This is a genomic window from Microbacterium sp. B19 (genome assembly GCF_000333395.1).
Classification (GTDB): domain Bacteria; phylum Actinomycetota; class Actinomycetes; order Actinomycetales; family Microbacteriaceae; genus Microbacterium.
The window spans coordinates 1-14,238 of the sequence record NZ_BADA01000558.1 but is presented as its reverse complement, the minus strand read 5'-3'; the positions used below and the strand labels follow the sequence as shown (position 1 = coordinate 14,238).

At 69.5% G+C, this 14,238-nt stretch carries 16 protein-coding genes and 1 pseudogene; 9 read left to right on the top strand and 8 right to left on the bottom strand.

Annotation, left to right across the window (positions count from 1 at the left end; genetic code table 11):
* Nucleotides 1-1,070, bottom strand: a 1,070-nt coding sequence (locus I5G_RS19155) for a diguanylate cyclase (protein ID WP_022880503.1), incomplete at its 3' end; no start/stop codon positions are given.
* Nucleotides 1,067-2,734 (bottom strand): cell wall metabolism sensor histidine kinase WalK, encoded by a 1,668-nt coding sequence (locus tag I5G_RS23705; protein WP_022880502.1) that lies wholly within the window; start codon nt 2,732-2,734, stop codon nt 1,067-1,069. The genes I5G_RS23705 and I5G_RS19155, both read right to left, overlap by 4 nt.
* 178 nt (nt 2,735-2,912) lie before the next feature.
* Here I5G_RS23705 and I5G_RS19145 point away from each other — a divergent pair, with 178 nt between their 5' ends.
* On the top strand, nt 2,913-3,716 hold the full coding sequence (locus tag I5G_RS19145) for a hypothetical protein (RefSeq protein WP_051038906.1): 804 nt from the start codon (nt 2,913-2,915) through the stop codon (nt 3,714-3,716).
* An 18-nt stretch (nt 3,717-3,734) separates the two neighbouring features.
* On the opposite strand, the gene I5G_RS19140 is transcribed toward I5G_RS19145, so the two are convergent.
* Nucleotides 3,735-4,814 (bottom strand): hypothetical protein, encoded by a 1,080-nt coding sequence (locus I5G_RS19140; RefSeq protein WP_022880500.1) that lies wholly within the window; start codon nt 4,812-4,814, stop codon nt 3,735-3,737.
* Nucleotides 4,815-5,303: 489 nt separating this feature from the next.
* On the opposite strand from I5G_RS19140, the gene I5G_RS23700 reads away from it, so the two are divergent.
* Nucleotides 5,304-6,434, top strand: coding sequence for a glycosyltransferase (locus I5G_RS23700; RefSeq protein WP_306305798.1), 1,131 nt, complete (start codon nt 5,304-5,306; stop codon nt 6,432-6,434).
* Nucleotides 6,435-6,532: 98 nt separating this feature from the next.
* Here I5G_RS23700 and I5G_RS19130 read toward each other — a convergent pair whose 3' ends face one another.
* Complete coding sequence (locus I5G_RS19130; protein WP_022880499.1) at nt 6,533-7,531, bottom strand: response regulator transcription factor; 999 nt, start codon at nt 7,529-7,531, stop codon at nt 6,533-6,535.
* Between the two features lie 135 nt (nt 7,532-7,666).
* Nucleotides 7,667-8,689, bottom strand: a complete 1,023-nt coding sequence (locus I5G_RS19125; protein ID WP_026096105.1) for a glycoside hydrolase family 6 protein — start codon at nt 8,687-8,689, stop codon at nt 7,667-7,669.
* Between the two features lie 139 nt (nt 8,690-8,828).
* Here I5G_RS19125 and I5G_RS19120 point away from each other — a divergent pair, with 139 nt between their 5' ends.
* Nucleotides 8,829-9,149 (top strand): hypothetical protein, encoded by a 321-nt coding sequence (locus I5G_RS19120; protein WP_022880497.1) that lies wholly within the window; start codon nt 8,829-8,831, stop codon nt 9,147-9,149.
* A 6-nt stretch (nt 9,150-9,155) separates the two neighbouring features.
* Here I5G_RS19120 and I5G_RS24225 read toward each other — a convergent pair whose 3' ends face one another.
* Complete coding sequence (locus I5G_RS24225) at nt 9,156-9,611, bottom strand: MarR family winged helix-turn-helix transcriptional regulator (protein WP_022880496.1); 456 nt, start codon at nt 9,609-9,611, stop codon at nt 9,156-9,158.
* A 201-nt stretch (nt 9,612-9,812) separates the two neighbouring features.
* Here I5G_RS24225 and I5G_RS23690 point away from each other — a divergent pair, with 201 nt between their 5' ends.
* Complete coding sequence (locus I5G_RS23690; protein WP_022880495.1) at nt 9,813-10,142, top strand: hypothetical protein; 330 nt, start codon at nt 9,813-9,815, stop codon at nt 10,140-10,142.
* Nucleotides 10,143-10,179: 37 nt separating this feature from the next.
* Here the strand turns inward: I5G_RS23690 and I5G_RS23685 are convergent, their stop codons facing one another.
* On the bottom strand, nt 10,180-10,473 hold the full coding sequence (locus I5G_RS23685) for a hypothetical protein (RefSeq protein WP_022880494.1): 294 nt from the start codon (nt 10,471-10,473) through the stop codon (nt 10,180-10,182).
* Between the two features lie 170 nt (nt 10,474-10,643).
* On the opposite strand from I5G_RS23685, the gene I5G_RS19100 reads away from it, so the two are divergent.
* The 4 genes from I5G_RS19100 (at nt 10,644) to I5G_RS19080 (ending at nt 12,687) form a co-directional block, all read left to right on the top strand.
* Nucleotides 10,644-11,021, top strand: coding sequence for a membrane protein (locus tag I5G_RS19100; RefSeq protein WP_022880493.1), 378 nt, complete (start codon nt 10,644-10,646; stop codon nt 11,019-11,021).
* Between the two features lie 7 nt (nt 11,022-11,028).
* Complete coding sequence (locus I5G_RS19095; RefSeq protein ID WP_022880492.1) at nt 11,029-11,562, top strand: 2'-5' RNA ligase family protein; 534 nt, start codon at nt 11,029-11,031, stop codon at nt 11,560-11,562.
* Nucleotides 11,556-11,933 (top strand): PPOX class F420-dependent oxidoreductase, encoded by a 378-nt coding sequence (locus tag I5G_RS19090; RefSeq protein WP_022880491.1) that lies wholly within the window; start codon nt 11,556-11,558, stop codon nt 11,931-11,933. Before I5G_RS19095 ends, I5G_RS19090 begins: the two co-directional genes overlap by 7 nt.
* 262 nt (nt 11,934-12,195) lie before the next feature.
* Complete coding sequence (locus I5G_RS19080; protein WP_022880490.1) at nt 12,196-12,687, top strand: FBP domain-containing protein; 492 nt, start codon at nt 12,196-12,198, stop codon at nt 12,685-12,687.
* On the opposite strand, the gene I5G_RS23680 is transcribed toward I5G_RS19080, so the two are convergent.
* The gene (locus I5G_RS23680; RefSeq protein WP_022880489.1) at nt 12,671-13,570 is read right to left on the bottom strand and encodes an endo alpha-1,4 polygalactosaminidase; all 900 of its coding nucleotides are present in this window, start codon (nt 13,568-13,570) and stop codon (nt 12,671-12,673) included. The two genes, I5G_RS19080 and I5G_RS23680, sit on opposite strands and share 17 nt — an antisense overlap.
* A 39-nt stretch (nt 13,571-13,609) precedes the next feature.
* Between I5G_RS23680 and I5G_RS23675 the strand changes: the two are divergent.
* Nucleotides 13,610-14,238 (top strand): annotated as a pseudogene (locus I5G_RS23675) (hypothetical protein); the annotation flags it as partial.

Genomic DNA, 14,238 nt, shown 5'->3' with positions numbered 1-14,238 from the left:
AGTGCGGCGGCATCGGCCCGGCGCACCAGCTCCGCGAGGTCGTAGTCCGCCGACTCCGCCGGAACCCATCCGACGCTCGCCGACAGCTGGACCTCGGTCCACTCCTCGGCATCCATCTCGGTCACTCGACGGAGAAGCGTGCGCACGTGTTCGCGGAGCACGGGACCGGGACGGCACACCACGGCGACCATGCGCCCGCGTGACGGACGCCCGAGGTCGGCCTCGGCCGGGAGGGAGAAGGCGACCACGGTCTCGAAGGCCGCGACCACCCGGTTCCAGTTGTTCTCCCCGATCGTGCTGCGGATCTGGTCCGGGTCGTCGAGGTGGATGGCGAGCACGGCCCACGAGGTCTCCTGCAAGCGGCGGGCTCGAGCGAGGCGATCCGCGGACGTGACGGAGAACTGCGGCCACGAATTCGCGGCACGCGTCCCGACGGGAGACACCGAGGTGAAGTACAGGATGCTCACCGTCGCGCACACGAGGTAGATCAGCATGGCGAGACCGTTGAGGATCCGGGGGAGCTGCAGGTCCTGCGCGTTCGACGGGAGCGCGAGACCGGCCACGACGATCGCGACTCCCAGGGCGACGAACCCGCTCGAGACCACGGTCAGCGGCAGCGCGAGTCGTTCAAACCGGTCGGCGGCATGGCGCACCTCGACGACGGTGAGCCCTGCGAACACGGCCGCCCCCAGGAACGCGACGCGGAACGTCATCCCATACACCTGAGGCTGGACGGCCAGGACGAACGCGAGCGCCGTCGCCGCCGACTGCAGTGCGGCGATCCAGGGCAGCGCGGGCACGTTCCGACGGGCGCGGAATCCCGACCAGATGAGCGCCGGAGCGCCGAGCATGAGTCCGAGGCCGGCCCGTCGGACCGCCTCGTCGTCCATGACCGAACCCGCAACCGAGATCCACGTGCTCGTCATCGCGAGCACGAACGCGAGAGACCACAGGAGGGCAGCCCTCGACGGACGGTGGAGGAACCCCAGACCGATCACCATGACGGTGGCGAGCGTGGCCACGGTGGCCTGTGCCAGCCCCAGGTTGGCGAGTGTCTCCTGCGGTGTCATCCTTCGGCGGCCCCCACCCGCGAGGGCAGTCGAACGGTGACCGTGGTCCCGGTGCCGACCTCGCTCTCGAGTTCGAGGGAGCCGCCCTGCTCCTCGATGATGCTGCGCACGATGCCCATCCCGAGCCCGGTGCCGGGCGTCGCGCTCTCGCGGGCGGCGCGGGCACGGAAGTACGGGTCGAAGATCCGCGGCAGGTCCTCGGGATGGATGCCGATCCCGCTGTCCGCGAACGACAGTTCGACGTGGTCGTCGAACACCGTCCCCGTGATGTGGACGCTTCCGCCGCCCGGCGTGTACTTGATGGCGTTGCTGAGGATGTTGTCGAACGCCTGCCGGAGTCGGAATCCGTCCCCGACCACCTCCGCCGAGGCGGGGAGGTCGTCGCTCACGCTCACGCGGCGGGCGGCCGCGGCCGGACGGAACGATTCGAGAGACGAGGCGATGATGCGGCTCGCATCCGTCGTCGTCGCCGTCTTCTCCTCGCGGAAGACGCCCCGCGAGTTGGCGAGGATCTCGGAGATCAGGGTCTGCATGCGCTCGCCGGCACCCGCGATGACTTCCAGCTGTTCGCGCACCTTGGGCGTGAGGTCCGGCGCGTCCAACGCCAGGTCGGCGTGCCCGATGATCGCGGTGAGCGGGTTGCGCAGTTCGTGGGACACGGTCGCGGCCAGTCGCTCGCGAGCCCGCTCGGCCTCGATCAGCGCGGTGATGTCGTGAACGATCAGCAGCGTGCTCTCGGGCTCGTCGGACGACACGAGGCGCCGTGTCGACGCGGAGAGCGCGTGCCAGTCGCCCTGTGCGTCGAAGAGCCACACGCGTTCGTCCTCGAACTGCTCGCCGCGCGCCGCGCGCGCGAAGGGACGGTCGGCTTCGGCCAACGGCTCGCCTCGGAGCGTCGCATATTCGACCGCCCCGCCCGGACGTGAGGGTTCGTCGCGCTCGATTCCGTAGAGATTGACGTACGTGTCGTTGAGGGCGAGGACCTCACCGTCGGCCGAGAGGCGGGCGATTCCGGTGTCGAGACCGTTGAGCATCTGCGACACGCGACGCTCTTGCCCGGTCACCCGCTGCAGCGTCCCCTGAAGTCGATTGGCCTGGCGTCGAAGCAGCTGTTTGAACGCGCGCGTCTGGCGCGAGGACAAATATGCCGTGATGGCTATGAACGTCAACGACAGCAGCACGACGATCAGGCGAAGCGCCGTCACCGGTCCGGTGCCGTTCGCCGAGGCATCCGCGACGATGATCACGCCGACGGTCGCCAGGGCCGAGATCATCATGCTGAGGACGAAATGGGTGGCGATCCAGGTGATTGGGAACACCCAGAAGAATCCGAACCGGAGGTCGGTGCCGAAGCTCAGCAGTCCGATCCCGACGATGTCGCCGAACGGAATGAGCGCCACCGCGTTCCGGGGCAGTCGATGCCAGGGAACCATGATCGCGACGGCGGTGAGGGCGATCACGACGCCCACTCCGGTGGAGAACGTCCACACGGCGAAGAGGGAGGGCTCGAGCGCCTGGACGAGGAGCACGGTGATCACGACGCTCGCGCCGAGGACGAGCTGCAGCAACCAGACGGAGCGAGTGCGGCTGCTCGGTCCGCCGGTGTCGTCGCCGTCCGCGGCGACGGGTGATGTCGCCGACGGGACGCTCCTCACGGCTGCCATGTGATCGAGTGTATAGACGATGGTGTAGTCTTCTGCGCGCCATCCTGTCTCTGCTCGCCCTTTCGCGTCCCACCCGTCGCGTCGTCCGGTCAGACTCCCCCTGAGGCCTGCATCCCGCAGCGTGATGGTCGTTCATCGACCTCTGCGCGCCCGCGCCCTCAGAACTCTGGAGAGACCCGTGAGCAGCTCCTCTCACCGCCGTACCGTGCGCGCCCTCGCGCTCGCCGCTGTCGTCGCCCTCGGCGGACCGATCACTCTCACCGGGTGCACTCAGGTCGTCGACGCCTTCAACGCCTTCCAGGCCCAGACCTCCGGAGGCGGCCAATCGGTGGTCGTGGCGACTCCCGCCCCGCAGGCGACGTCCACGGCCATGCCGTTCGACTCGCGCTTCACGTACGACGGTTCGGTCTCTCTCTCGACGGAAGTGGCCGACGGTCTCGAACTGCGCCTCGACGTGTGGGCCGACGATCCGAAGCGCACGATGGAATGGACGACGTCGAACGAGAAGCAGTTCGGTTTCGCGCTCAACGTGCACGACAACCGCGTCGACGAGAAGGCGGTCCTCGCGCAGAAGCGCCGTGTCTACATCTCGTCGGTCTCCATCACGTCGCAGACGGCGCAGTCCAGCGGACAGGTGTCGAGCCCGTTCCAGTTCAGCGCCGACCCGCGCACCCTCGTCCCTTCGGACACACTGCGCTCGGACCGCGGCCTGCTGCTCAACAGCTTCCAGGGCGGGCTCCTCGTGCCCTCGACCTCGATCCGTCAGCTGCCCAACGACACCTACGGCATCACGCTGGAGTTCGCGCTGAACATCTCCGTCGAGGGCACGGCGAACTCGGACACTTCCTTCACCCAGCAGACGGTGTACCAGTACCTGCCGATCGCCATCTTCGCGTCGGACGGCTCCGCGGCGGCGAGTCAGCCCGCCGCCTCGACGACGAGCAACGGCCGCGCGCCCGGGTGGGGTCAGACGAGCAAGTGACCGCGAGGGCGCCGGGACTCAGCCGTGGGGGACCGCGCCCGTGCCCGGGCGCAACCGGCGGCTCTCCATGAGCAGCGACACGTCGTGCACGTCCGAGAGGGTGTGGTGCTCGAACACGAGGTCCGGGACGTCGGTGTAGTCGATCAGCGGCATGTGGCCCGCGAATGCCCGGCGCACCTCAGACTCGGCCTCCGTGCGCGGGATCGAGGCGTCCCGGAGGACGAAGACCGTGTCCCGCGCCGGCACGCCCGCGAAGGCGTCGGGGAGGGCTTCGTGGGCCGCGTCGACGAGGACCGTGATCATCTCGTCGGCGCGCTCGCTCCGGTGCGCCGCCCGAATGAGGTCGATCTCGGGGATGCGGACGATGAGGACGTTCATGCTCCCGTGCTCGCGGAGCATGTCGCCCGCGGTCCGGCGGAGGTTCCGGCGGTCGTGCGCGCGCGTCCCCGGCGCCGGGTCGTCGTCCAGCTCGCGCCCCAGCCGCACGGAGCCGTATCCCATGGCCACGATGGCCAACGCACTGAGGATGGTCGTGATCTGCGTCGACGCGGTGTGCTCCCACAGCGTCGATGACATGCCGGCGGTCACTCCCAGCACCACGCGGTAGAGGTTGTAGGCGCCGAAGATGCTCAGGGTGAGCATCAGGACGCTCGCCCCGGACAGTTCGCTGAGCGGCCGTCGTGCGAATTCCGCGGCGGCGAGGGCCGCGAAGATCGCAAGACCGGCGGTCTTGATCAGCGTGGCATCGTCGAGCGGCACGACGAAGGTCACGGCGAGCATCAGGATGCCGGCGGCCCCGGTGGTCACGGCGCCGATGGCGCGGCGGGAATTGAGGCGTCGCGCTCCCGCCCACGCGAGACCGACGGTGACGACGTTCGTCGCGTTGCCGACGGCCGCGGAGAAGGTGCCCCCTCCCGACGCCTCGATCACGTTGGCGAGCGAGCACGCGAGGGCGGCCAGCGCGGCGACGCCCATGTACCGGACGAGCTCGGCGCGGGGACCGCCGCGGTCGTCGCCGTGGCGGCCGTGCGCCAGGAAAAGTGCGGCACCCGCCACCGATGCTGCAGCGATCGCGGCGAGGAGGTCGAGAACGACCATCGTCGGAACTCTCCCTGCGCCGGGCCCCGGGGGAATCTTGAGGAAACCTTGCGGGGACGGTGGTCATGTGCGGCGGTGGCCTTGCGGTGAACCTACCAGAGTGGGACCCGGCTGAACCGCCGCCCCACCGACAGGAAGACACCGCCATGACCGATGCGCGAAGCTTCGCTCCCCAGAGCCGGGCGCTCACCTACCCCGCGGGGGCAGCGGCCGGTCCGGTCGTCGAGGAGCACGCGTTCCCCGACGACTTCGCATCGGTGCTCGAGCACGCGACGGTGCACCGCTCGACGATCGGGTGCATCATCCCCGCGTACAACGAGGAGGAGTCGATCGCCCAGGTGATCGAGGCGCTCCTGGGCAGACGCGCTCCCCGATGTCATCCATGTCGTCGTCAACAACACTTCGGATGCCACGGTCAAGATCGCCTCCGAGTACAGCGGCCCCCACGAGATCACGACCGAACTCGGCGAGCAGTTCACCGAGGTCTTCGTGCACGACATCGGCAAGAACCCCGACAAGAAGGTCGGCGCCCTGAACTACGGCTACTCGCTCGTCGAGGGCTACGACTACCTGCTGGGCGTCGACGGCGACACCATCGCCGACAGCAAGGCCGTGGAGTACCTCGAGACCGAGGCCGTCTCGGACTCCCGTATCGGTGGCATCTCCGCCATCTACACGATCGACGACAAGCCGATCAAGGGCATGATCGCCCGCTTCCTCACGGCCGGCCAGCGCACGCAGTTCGCCGCGTTCAACCTGCAGAACCTGCTCCGCGGGCGCAACATGGCCGTGCTCGGCGGCCAGTTCTCGATCTTCTCCACGAACGCCCTGCGCGAAGCGATGAAGCAGAACCACCAGGTGACTCCGTGGGTCAAGGACTCCGAGGTGGAGGACTCGCTGCTGTCGCTGCAGATCAAGAGCGCCGGCTATCTCACGAAGATCAGCCCCTACGCCCGCGCCAACGTCGGGGGCATGACCACCCTCTCGGGCTACGACGCGCAGCAGGTCAAGTGGACCTACGGTGCGATCGAGCTCATGTGGCCCGGCCAGCGCGGTGACACCAAGGGGCAGCCGTTCCACCCGAACCTGCGCCTGCGGTGGTTCGAGAACTTCGGCATGCTGACCAACCTCTTCGTCCGCGTGGCGTTCCTCACGCTGCTGGCCGGTTCGCTGTCGATCCACGCGTTCGTCTTCTCGCCGCTGTGGCTGATCCCGCCGGTCGTGGCCATGCTGCTCAACCTGCGCATCGCGCGCACGATGGCCGCGGTGAACCGCACCGACGTGCTGTTCGCGGTGCTGTTCTTCCCCGCCGAGATCTTCATGTGGATCCGCATCAGCCACTTCGTGCGCTCGTGGACCCGCTTCCTCTCACGGAAGAAGGTCGACAACTGGGCGATGCAGGCGAAGGCCGAACGCGGTGGCGGTCTCGGTCACTGGGCGCCGATGGTCGTCCTCATCGCGGTCGCCATCGCCCTCGCCGTCATCTGGGTGCTGGTCGGACCGGTCGTCCAGTCCTCGATCCTCTGGATCGGTTGGCCCATCGTCGGCGTCGTCACCGTCCTCCAGACGCTCCTCATGTTCTCCAAGCTCGTCCGTCGTCACCACGGATACAAGGTCTGATCGCGACCCGAACGCATCAGAAGAAACGGATGCCTCGGCCCTGGGGAGGGTCGAGGCATCCGTGATGTCCGGGTCGTTTCGCGACGGGGCGCCGCCGATCAGGGGGCGGCCATCGTCTCCGACGTCAGTCGGTAGCCGACGCCGCGCACGGTCTCGATGTAGCGCGGGTTGGCGGGGTTGTCGCCGAGCTTGCGGCGGAGGTTCGTCATGTGGGCCTCGATCGCGCGCTTGTCGGCCTCACCCACGAAGTAGCTGGTGACGTAGGACTCGCCGCGCAGCACCAGCGTGAGGTCGGCCTTGCTCCGCACACGTCGCTTCGACTCCATGAGAGTCGCGAGCAGGTCGAACTCCGTGCGGGTCAGCTCGAGCTCGTACCCGTCGACCAGCACGACGCGGCTGTCGGGGTCCAGCCGCAGGTCGCGGTGCACGACCCACGTCCCACCCGTCGGGGTCAGATCCCCGTGTGCCTGCGGAACGATCTCCGCTCCGGGGCGGGGAGCGAGGTCATTGCCCGGGGCGGTGGTCCAGGGCGCAGGCCCCTGAGACGACGGAACGACCACCGGAGTGCTGGGCGCGGGGGCTGTGGGAACGGGAGCCTGCTCGTACTGCGGGGCGGCGGGCGCCGCCTGCGGGACGGATTCCGCAGTGGGCCGGGAGTTGGGGAAGGAAGGGCCGACGGAGTCCTGGCGGGGCGCCGTCACGGCCGGCGCGCCCGCGCGCGGGCGGCGCAGGAGCGCTTCGATGCGCGCGCGCAGCTCGCGGGGGCGGAACGGCTTCACGACGTATTCGTCCGCGCCGGCGCCGAGTCCCAGCACGACGTCCGCCTCTTCTTCGAGGCCGGTGAGCATGATGATGTAGGTGTCGCTCTGCTGGCGGATGCGGCGAGCGGCCTCGAAGCCGTCGATGCCGGGCATGTTCACGTCGAGAGTCGTGATGAGGGGCTGGTAGGCGATCACCGCGCGCACGCCGTCGATGCCGTTGCCCACGGACACGGTGGAGAAACCGGCCGATTCGAGCACCTCGACGAGGAGATGCCGGATATCCGGGTCGTCCTCGACGATCACGGCCGTCTTCAGCAGCTCTGTGCTGTCGCTCATCCCACCACTCTTCCGGCTTCGCACGTTCGCGTGCCCGCACTCTCCCCCGAGGTGCGGCGGTCTCACTGCGACCGAGCGCCATCTTTACATATTTCGGCGCCTTAAAGGTTTACGCGCGCCCCGACCCGGTCGCTATCAGCGGCTCTCGCGCGTCAACTCGACCGCGGCATCCGGCCACCAGGTTCCGGCGGGGGGACCCCCGTTGCACTCGCCGTCGCTCTCGCCCGGCGGCTTGATCCACAGCGTCGTGTCCACCACGTCGTCGCCGTAGGCGCCGCTGGGTGCCCCGACGAGGCGGTCCGCGGGGTTGCACCACTGCGATCCGGCGGGCCCGGCGCCGTTGCGGGACGTGTCGACGACCGCGTGGGTCCCACCGAGGAGGTCGGACAGCTGATGGGCGTAGGCGAACTCGTTCGCGGTGTCCTGGTAGTTCGAGACATTGAGCGCAACGCCGCGGACATCGCCGAGGAGGCCCGTGGAGCGCAGCAGGTCCGCCATCTGGTTCGCAGGATGCCAGGCGGAATGGCCGCCGTCGAGGTAGATCCAGGTGTCGACTCCGCGGATGTTCTCGACCGCGGTGCGGAGGTAGCCGGCGCGGTCCTGCAGTGAGCCGCAGGACGGCGCCAGGGCGATGCTGTCGGGCTCGAGCACGACGATCTTTCGCACGTCCGAGGCGTTGCGCAGCGCGTCTCCGATCCGGGCCGTCCACTCGCGGTACGCGTCGGGATCCAGCCCGCCCGCCGAGTGGTTCCCGCAGTCGCGGTCCGGCAGCCCGTAGACGGCGATCGACATCGTGGCATCCTGGGCGCGGGCCTCGGATGCGAGGTGGGCGACGCGGTCCCACACCTCGCCGACAGGATCGATCTCCGGCGTGAGCCAATAGGTGGTCGGCTGTGCGGCCAGCCACGTCGCAGCGTCCGCCTCGGGGGAGCCCGGCTGCTCCTGTGCCGCAGCCTTGGCGGCCTTCGACTCGTCCGGGGTGACGATGCGTGTGTCCACGGCGGGCGGCCGCGCCGACAGGGTCTGGAAGAGATTCGTCACGAGCGAGCCCACCACGGCGATTCCGGCCAGGAGCGCGACGACGACCACGACGGCCCCGCCCACCAGGACCGGCCGCGGAATCCGACGCCAGCGGCCCGGGCGGTGCGCTCTCCCCACTCCAGGGACTCTAGTCGAGGCCGCGGGGAGGAAGGATCGGGTGGCCGCCTGTCGCCTCTCCGTGTAGATTCTGGACGGAATCCGAAAAGTGAACCTGCGTCGACGGTGGTTAACTGCGCCGAGCGGATACCCTTTATCCGTGGGAAAACTGGTTTACAACGCGCTCGGTCAGTCGTTCGACATCGAGGACCGGACGCTCGCTCACCTGCGACTGGTGTTCATGAACAAGCTGCGTCGCGGCGAGCCCTTCATGTTCCACTTCCCGGTCGGCGACGGCAGCGGGACCCGAAGCCTCTGGATCCACCCGTCGATCCCCCTCGTGTTCCACTTCTACGGCAGCAGGCCGCCGCACGTGAACCGTCGATGGGTCGACGAACTCATGCATGAGGCGAGTTCGCCGAACGGACTCACGGTCGTGGCGGAGCCGGATCCCGACGCCGTGGAGCAGGCCACGGCGTGAGGCGGCTCAGCGGCACTCCGCGTCGACGACCTCGCGCACGCGGTCGAGGAAGTCGGCCAGCTGAGTGGCGGCGCCATCGGGAAGATCCAGCGCGAACTCGCGGATGCGCGCCGTGACCGGGTCGATCGCGTCGGCATCCGTGCTCCGGTCGAAGGGCACGACGAACTTGCTCCGGCGGTCTGCGGGATTGGCGACGAAGCCGATCAGGCCGCCGGCGGCCAGGCGGTCCAGCATGCCGGTCACCGATGCCGTCGAGACCGCCAGAGCCTGTGCGATCTCCGTCGGCGTCACGGTGCCGCCCTCGTCCGTGCGTTCGAGGATCAGGCGCATCGCCGCCCGTGCGTTCTCGCTGGGGCCGCAGTCGGTCTGTCGCCGCCGTGCCAGCCGGGCCTCGGCCAGCCGCAGTCGTTCGACGGCGCGGGCGGCGACCGTAGAGGGGTCGTCTTCGGTCACGATCGTCATGGCTCTCCTGTAAGGGTCCGGCCGCCCGATGCGACAGTCTAGTTAGGCAAACGAGATTCCAGTGGTGCGATACATCTGCCGACGATCCCTGTGGGGCGAAAGAAACTTGGCGGCCCACCGATATATCACCGGAATTCACTTTGTGATAGTTAGGCAACCTAGTAAAATATCGATTGCCGAAACCTCCGGAAGGAGACGCTCATGGGCCTACTGTTCTACGGCTCTTCCGAGCGCCCGATCCGGATCCCGGATCGCGTGCTCGCCCACGTGAAGGTCGTGATCGCGACCAAGCTCCGCCGCGGAGAGAGCTTCACCATGTCGTGGCGCCACCCCGACGGTGAGGAGGGCGGCCGCAGTACGATCTGGATCCAGCCGTCGATCCCGCTGCGGTTCGTGTTCGGCTCCGTCGAGCCGGAGATGCTCGATTCGGGGCTGCTCCAGACCTACGCCAACTCGGCGAACTCGTCGAGCGGTCTCACGATCGACGTGGACGTTTCGGCGGGCGCGGAAGCGACTGCGCGTCGCGCCTGAATCCGGGAGGCGCGGCTCGCGGCCGGAGCGCCGCACGTCAGAACCGACCCGCCGCGTGGCGATGGGCGATGAGGGACATCCACTGCATGCCCGGACACGGCGGAGCAGATCGACCGCGCATGCGCTCCCACGCCTCGACGTAGATGCCCTCGAGAAGAGTCGCGGCCCGGTCGGCATCCCGTGTCAGGGTGAGCAGCACCGCATACACGCGCGGGGACGTGGCGTCGTAGAAGTCCACGAACGCGTCACAATCGCCGGTGGCCGCGCGGATGAGGAGCGCGTCCAGATCGGCTTCGCCGAGGGCAGCGCGCGGGCTGTCGGTGAGCGTCATGGGCACCTCCTCCGTCGACGTTTCCTCAGTCAATCGCGCCGTGCGCGTCGCGTCCGGGGGTTGCGCTTCGCGGGCGGTTCGCGTAGCGGCCGTTGCCTCGGGCCAACGGTCTCCCGTGGTGGTTCGTCAAGCCCGGGTCCTGCGGCGCTCCGGCGCTCTAGCCTGACGGCATGAGAACGCTCGTCCGTTGGGGTCTGGCCCTGGCAATGACCTTCGCCGGTGTGGCGCACCTGACGTTCGCCCGCCGCGATTTCCAGGCGCAGGTACCGGATGCCGTCGTCGAGTACGGCCCGCTCGACCGCGACGCGGTGGTCGTGGCATCCGGCGTCGTCGAGATCGCCTTCGGTGTCGCGCTCGTGGCGCTCCCGAAGGAACGACGGCGCGTCGGCGCGGCCCTGGCCGCCTTCTACGTGGCGATCTTCCCGGGAAACGTGGACCAGTGGCGCAAGAAGCGCTCCGCCTTCGGCCTGGACACCGACGGTCGCCGCTTCACCCGCCTGTTCTTCCAGCCCCTGCTGGTGGCCGCGGCGTGGTGGTCGACGCGCTGACGCGCCGATGACCTCGGTCGTCAGCCTGGAGCTGGTGCTCGACGCGGCCGCGGATGCCGAGATCCGACGCGAGTGGACGCTGCTCGACGAAGCGGGTCTGCCGAGCCAGGCGCAGCACATCGGCGCGAGCAACCGGCCTCACATCACTCTCCTCGTCCGCACCTCCCTGGGGGATCTCCCGGCGGGGTCGCTCGAGGATCGCCTGCCGCTCGACCTCACCCTCGGCGCGCCCCTGTTGTTCGGCACCGGTCGCACCCGTGTGCTGGCGCGTTCCGTCGTCCCCCGCGCGGATCTCCTGGACCTCCACGCGGCCGTCCACGCGCTCGCCGGTCCGGGCGACGACGTTCCGCACACGGTGCCGGGGGAGTGGACACCGCACGTGACCCTGGCGCGGCGGCTTCCGGTCGACCGCGTGGGCGAGGCGCTGGCGGCCGCACCCGGGAAGCCGGTCGCCGCCCGGGTGGTCGGCATCCGTCGATGGGACTCCGGCGCCCGGACGGTCTCGCACGTCGCCGGTCGTGGGACGCTGGAACCGTGCTGACCGACGACGCCCTTGCTTTCCTCGCCGAATACCACCTGGCCACGCTCTCGACCGTCGGACGTTCCGGACGCGTGCACGCGGTTCCCGTGGGGTTCACGTACGAGGACGGCGTGGCGCGGGTCATCGGGTCGCGCGGCACCCAGAAGTTCGTCAATGCCGAGCGGTCCGGCCGCGCGTCCCTCTGCTCCGTCGACGGCGCGCGCTGGATCAGCTTCGAGGGCCCGGCGCGCGTCACGGACGAGCCGGCGGCGGTCGCGCATGCCGTCGACCTGTACGCCGCTCGGTACCGCCAGCCCCGCGTGAACCCCGAGCGCGTCGTTCTCGAGATCGCGGTCGAGCGCGTGCTCGGATCGACGCCCTTCCGCTCCTGAGCGGCGTACGCTCGATGCATGTCCTCTTTCCACTCCACGATGCCCTTCGGGCGTGAGGAGGTCGTCGGTGCGCGCAGCGCCGACGGCAGAGGCGCGAACGGACCCGTGGTTCTCGCCGCCTGAGCGGCGACGTCGCGCGACCCTTCGGTCGCGCGCCCACGCACACCCGCGCGACGTCCGTCGGCGCGGGATCCTCCGTTCGCCCGCGCATCGGCGCGGGTGCCCTCCGACCGGATCGTTCCGGTCCATCGATGGGACCCTCATGATCGCCCTCACCGAATCCACCCTCCGAACCAGTTTCGTCAACGTCTCGCTGCGCGAGAGCAAGGCGATCGTCGTGCCGCCTGACCTCGCGGACCGCGACTGGGACCGCCTCGACTACCTCGGCTGGCGCGACCCCAAGTCGCCGTTCCTCGGCTTCGTCGTCGCCGAGATCGATTCCGTCCCCGTCGGACTCCAGCTGCGGCAGGCGGAACAGCCCACCCGCTCACGGCCGCAGTGCTCGTGGTGCTCCGACGTCACGCTGCCCAACGACGTCGTGTTCTTCTCTGCTCGACGGACGGGGCGCGCGGGCAAATCCGGCAACTCCGTCGGCACCCTCCTGTGCGCCGGGTTCGAATGCTCTGCGAACGTCCGGCGGCTCGATCCGCCGGCGTACCTCGGCCACGATGCCGCGGCGGCGCGCGATCGTCGTATCGAGTCCCTGCGTGCCCACGTGGACGGGTTCTTCCGCGACCTCATGAGCGAGGCCTGAGCGGCGAGGCTCCGGGGTCGGTGGCTCCGGAGCCTCGAGGTCGCTCTCGCGGGTGCGGCGGGTTCTCCGGCTCGGCACAGGTCGCGAAGACGTACTCGGCCGAGCCGGGGGCCGAAAGTCGGCGGTCACGGAGCACCGTGGCCACGGGCGTGGCCTCGTCGGCGCACATATCCGCGAACGAGCGGGGCAGCTGGTCGCTGTACTCGATATCGATCACCCGCGCCCCGTAGACGGCCGTGTAGGTGCCGCAATCGTCGAACGCCGCGCACTCCTCGGCGACGGCGAAGTCGAAGCCCGCGGCATCCCGCAGCTCGCGCGCGAACTCCGCCGCGTTCTTCTGACCGGCGGCGAGACCCGCCTCGTGCGCCACCGTCACGAGCGCCGCCGCGACCGCGGCATTGTGCTGGAGCGTGAGCGCGCCGTCGGTGCGTGTGAACGTGTCGAGGTTGTCGAACTCGACCGCACGGAACCCGGATGCCGCGCACCCGCGTATCCATGGAGCGACGTGCGCCACGACGCGATTCCGCTTCTCCGCGGTGGACGTGTCGACGAGACGTTCGTCGGGCCAGTCGGGGTCGATGACCGGTTGACCGTCGCGTTCGAACAGGGTCCCCTCCGGCCAGTCCGCGCTCTCACCGGGCTGCGTCTGGAAGGCGTTGACGTAGCAGACCGAGTACACGCCGTCGGCCGGATCGGCGGTCCGGTCGCGAACGACGAGGCCCACACCGTCAGCCGGGGGATACGGCTCGCCGAGCTGATAGTCGAGGCGGGCACCGACCGGGAAGGCGACAGCCCCGCCGGGCGATGTCGACTTCGCCGGGGTGCAGGCGGTCAGGGCCAGGACGATCCCCGTGACGCCGGCGAGGACGAGGGCGCGCGCCATGCGACAACCCTACGGTCGTCGCCTGGGATACTCGACGCGATGAACCGCATCGTCGTCGCCGTGCTCGCGCTGGCTGCCGCTGTGGCCGCGCTCGCCGGGTGCGCTCCCGAACCGGCCGCGCCGCCCGCCGCGACGGTCGTCCCGTGCGTGCCTGGCGCCGTCCCCGTGGGGGAGGGGGCGGAATCGCTGCAGGCCGCTCTGGACGCGGCGGTCCCGGGGACCGCGCTGCAGCTCTCCGCGACGGTGTACCGGGGGAGATTTCGCGCGGCCGTGGCCGCGACCGCGGAGGCGCCGATCATCCTGTGCGGCGCGGCCGGCACGGTGCTGGACGGCGGTGACGTCGCGGACGGGTACACGTTGCATCTCGAGGGCGCGGCCTACTGGGACATCCGCGACCTCGAGGTGCGCGGTGGTCAGAAGGGCGTCGTCCTGGATGCCACGACCCACTCGACTCTGAGCGGCATGACGATCTCCGACGTCGGCCAGGAGGGCCTGCACCTCCGCGCCGGGAGCGCCGAAAACACCGTCCGCTCGGTGACGATCGAACGCACCGGCCGGACGGATCCCGAGTTCGGCGAGGGGGTGTACGTCGGGTCCGCAGAGTCGAACTGGTGCAGGTACACCGACTGCGGCCCCGACCGCAGCGACCGCAACACCTCACCGACCGG

Coding starts and splice junctions, on each gene's coding strand:
- I5G_RS23705 (WP_022880502.1), bottom strand. CDS start 2,734: ATGGCAGCCGTGAGGAGCGTCCCGTCGGCGACATCACCCGTCGCCGCG.
- I5G_RS19140 (WP_022880500.1), bottom strand. CDS start 4,814: ATGGTCGTTCTCGACCTCCTCGCCGCGATCGCTGCAGCATCGGTGGCG.
- I5G_RS19130 (WP_022880499.1), bottom strand. CDS start 7,531: ATGAGCGACAGCACAGAGCTGCTGAAGACGGCCGTGATCGTCGAGGAC.
- I5G_RS24225 (WP_022880496.1), bottom strand. CDS start 9,611: ATGACGATCGTGACCGAAGACGACCCCTCTACGGTCGCCGCCCGCGCC.
- I5G_RS23690 (WP_022880495.1), top strand. CDS start 9,813: ATGGGCCTACTGTTCTACGGCTCTTCCGAGCGCCCGATCCGGATCCCG.
- I5G_RS23685 (WP_022880494.1), bottom strand. CDS start 10,473: ATGACGCTCACCGACAGCCCGCGCGCTGCCCTCGGCGAAGCCGATCTG.
- I5G_RS19100 (WP_022880493.1), top strand. CDS start 10,644: ATGAGAACGCTCGTCCGTTGGGGTCTGGCCCTGGCAATGACCTTCGCC.
- I5G_RS19095 (WP_022880492.1), top strand. CDS start 11,029: ATGACCTCGGTCGTCAGCCTGGAGCTGGTGCTCGACGCGGCCGCGGAT.
- I5G_RS19080 (WP_022880490.1), top strand. CDS start 12,196: ATGATCGCCCTCACCGAATCCACCCTCCGAACCAGTTTCGTCAACGTC.
- I5G_RS23680 (WP_022880489.1), bottom strand. CDS start 13,570: ATGGCGCGCGCCCTCGTCCTCGCCGGCGTCACGGGGATCGTCCTGGCC.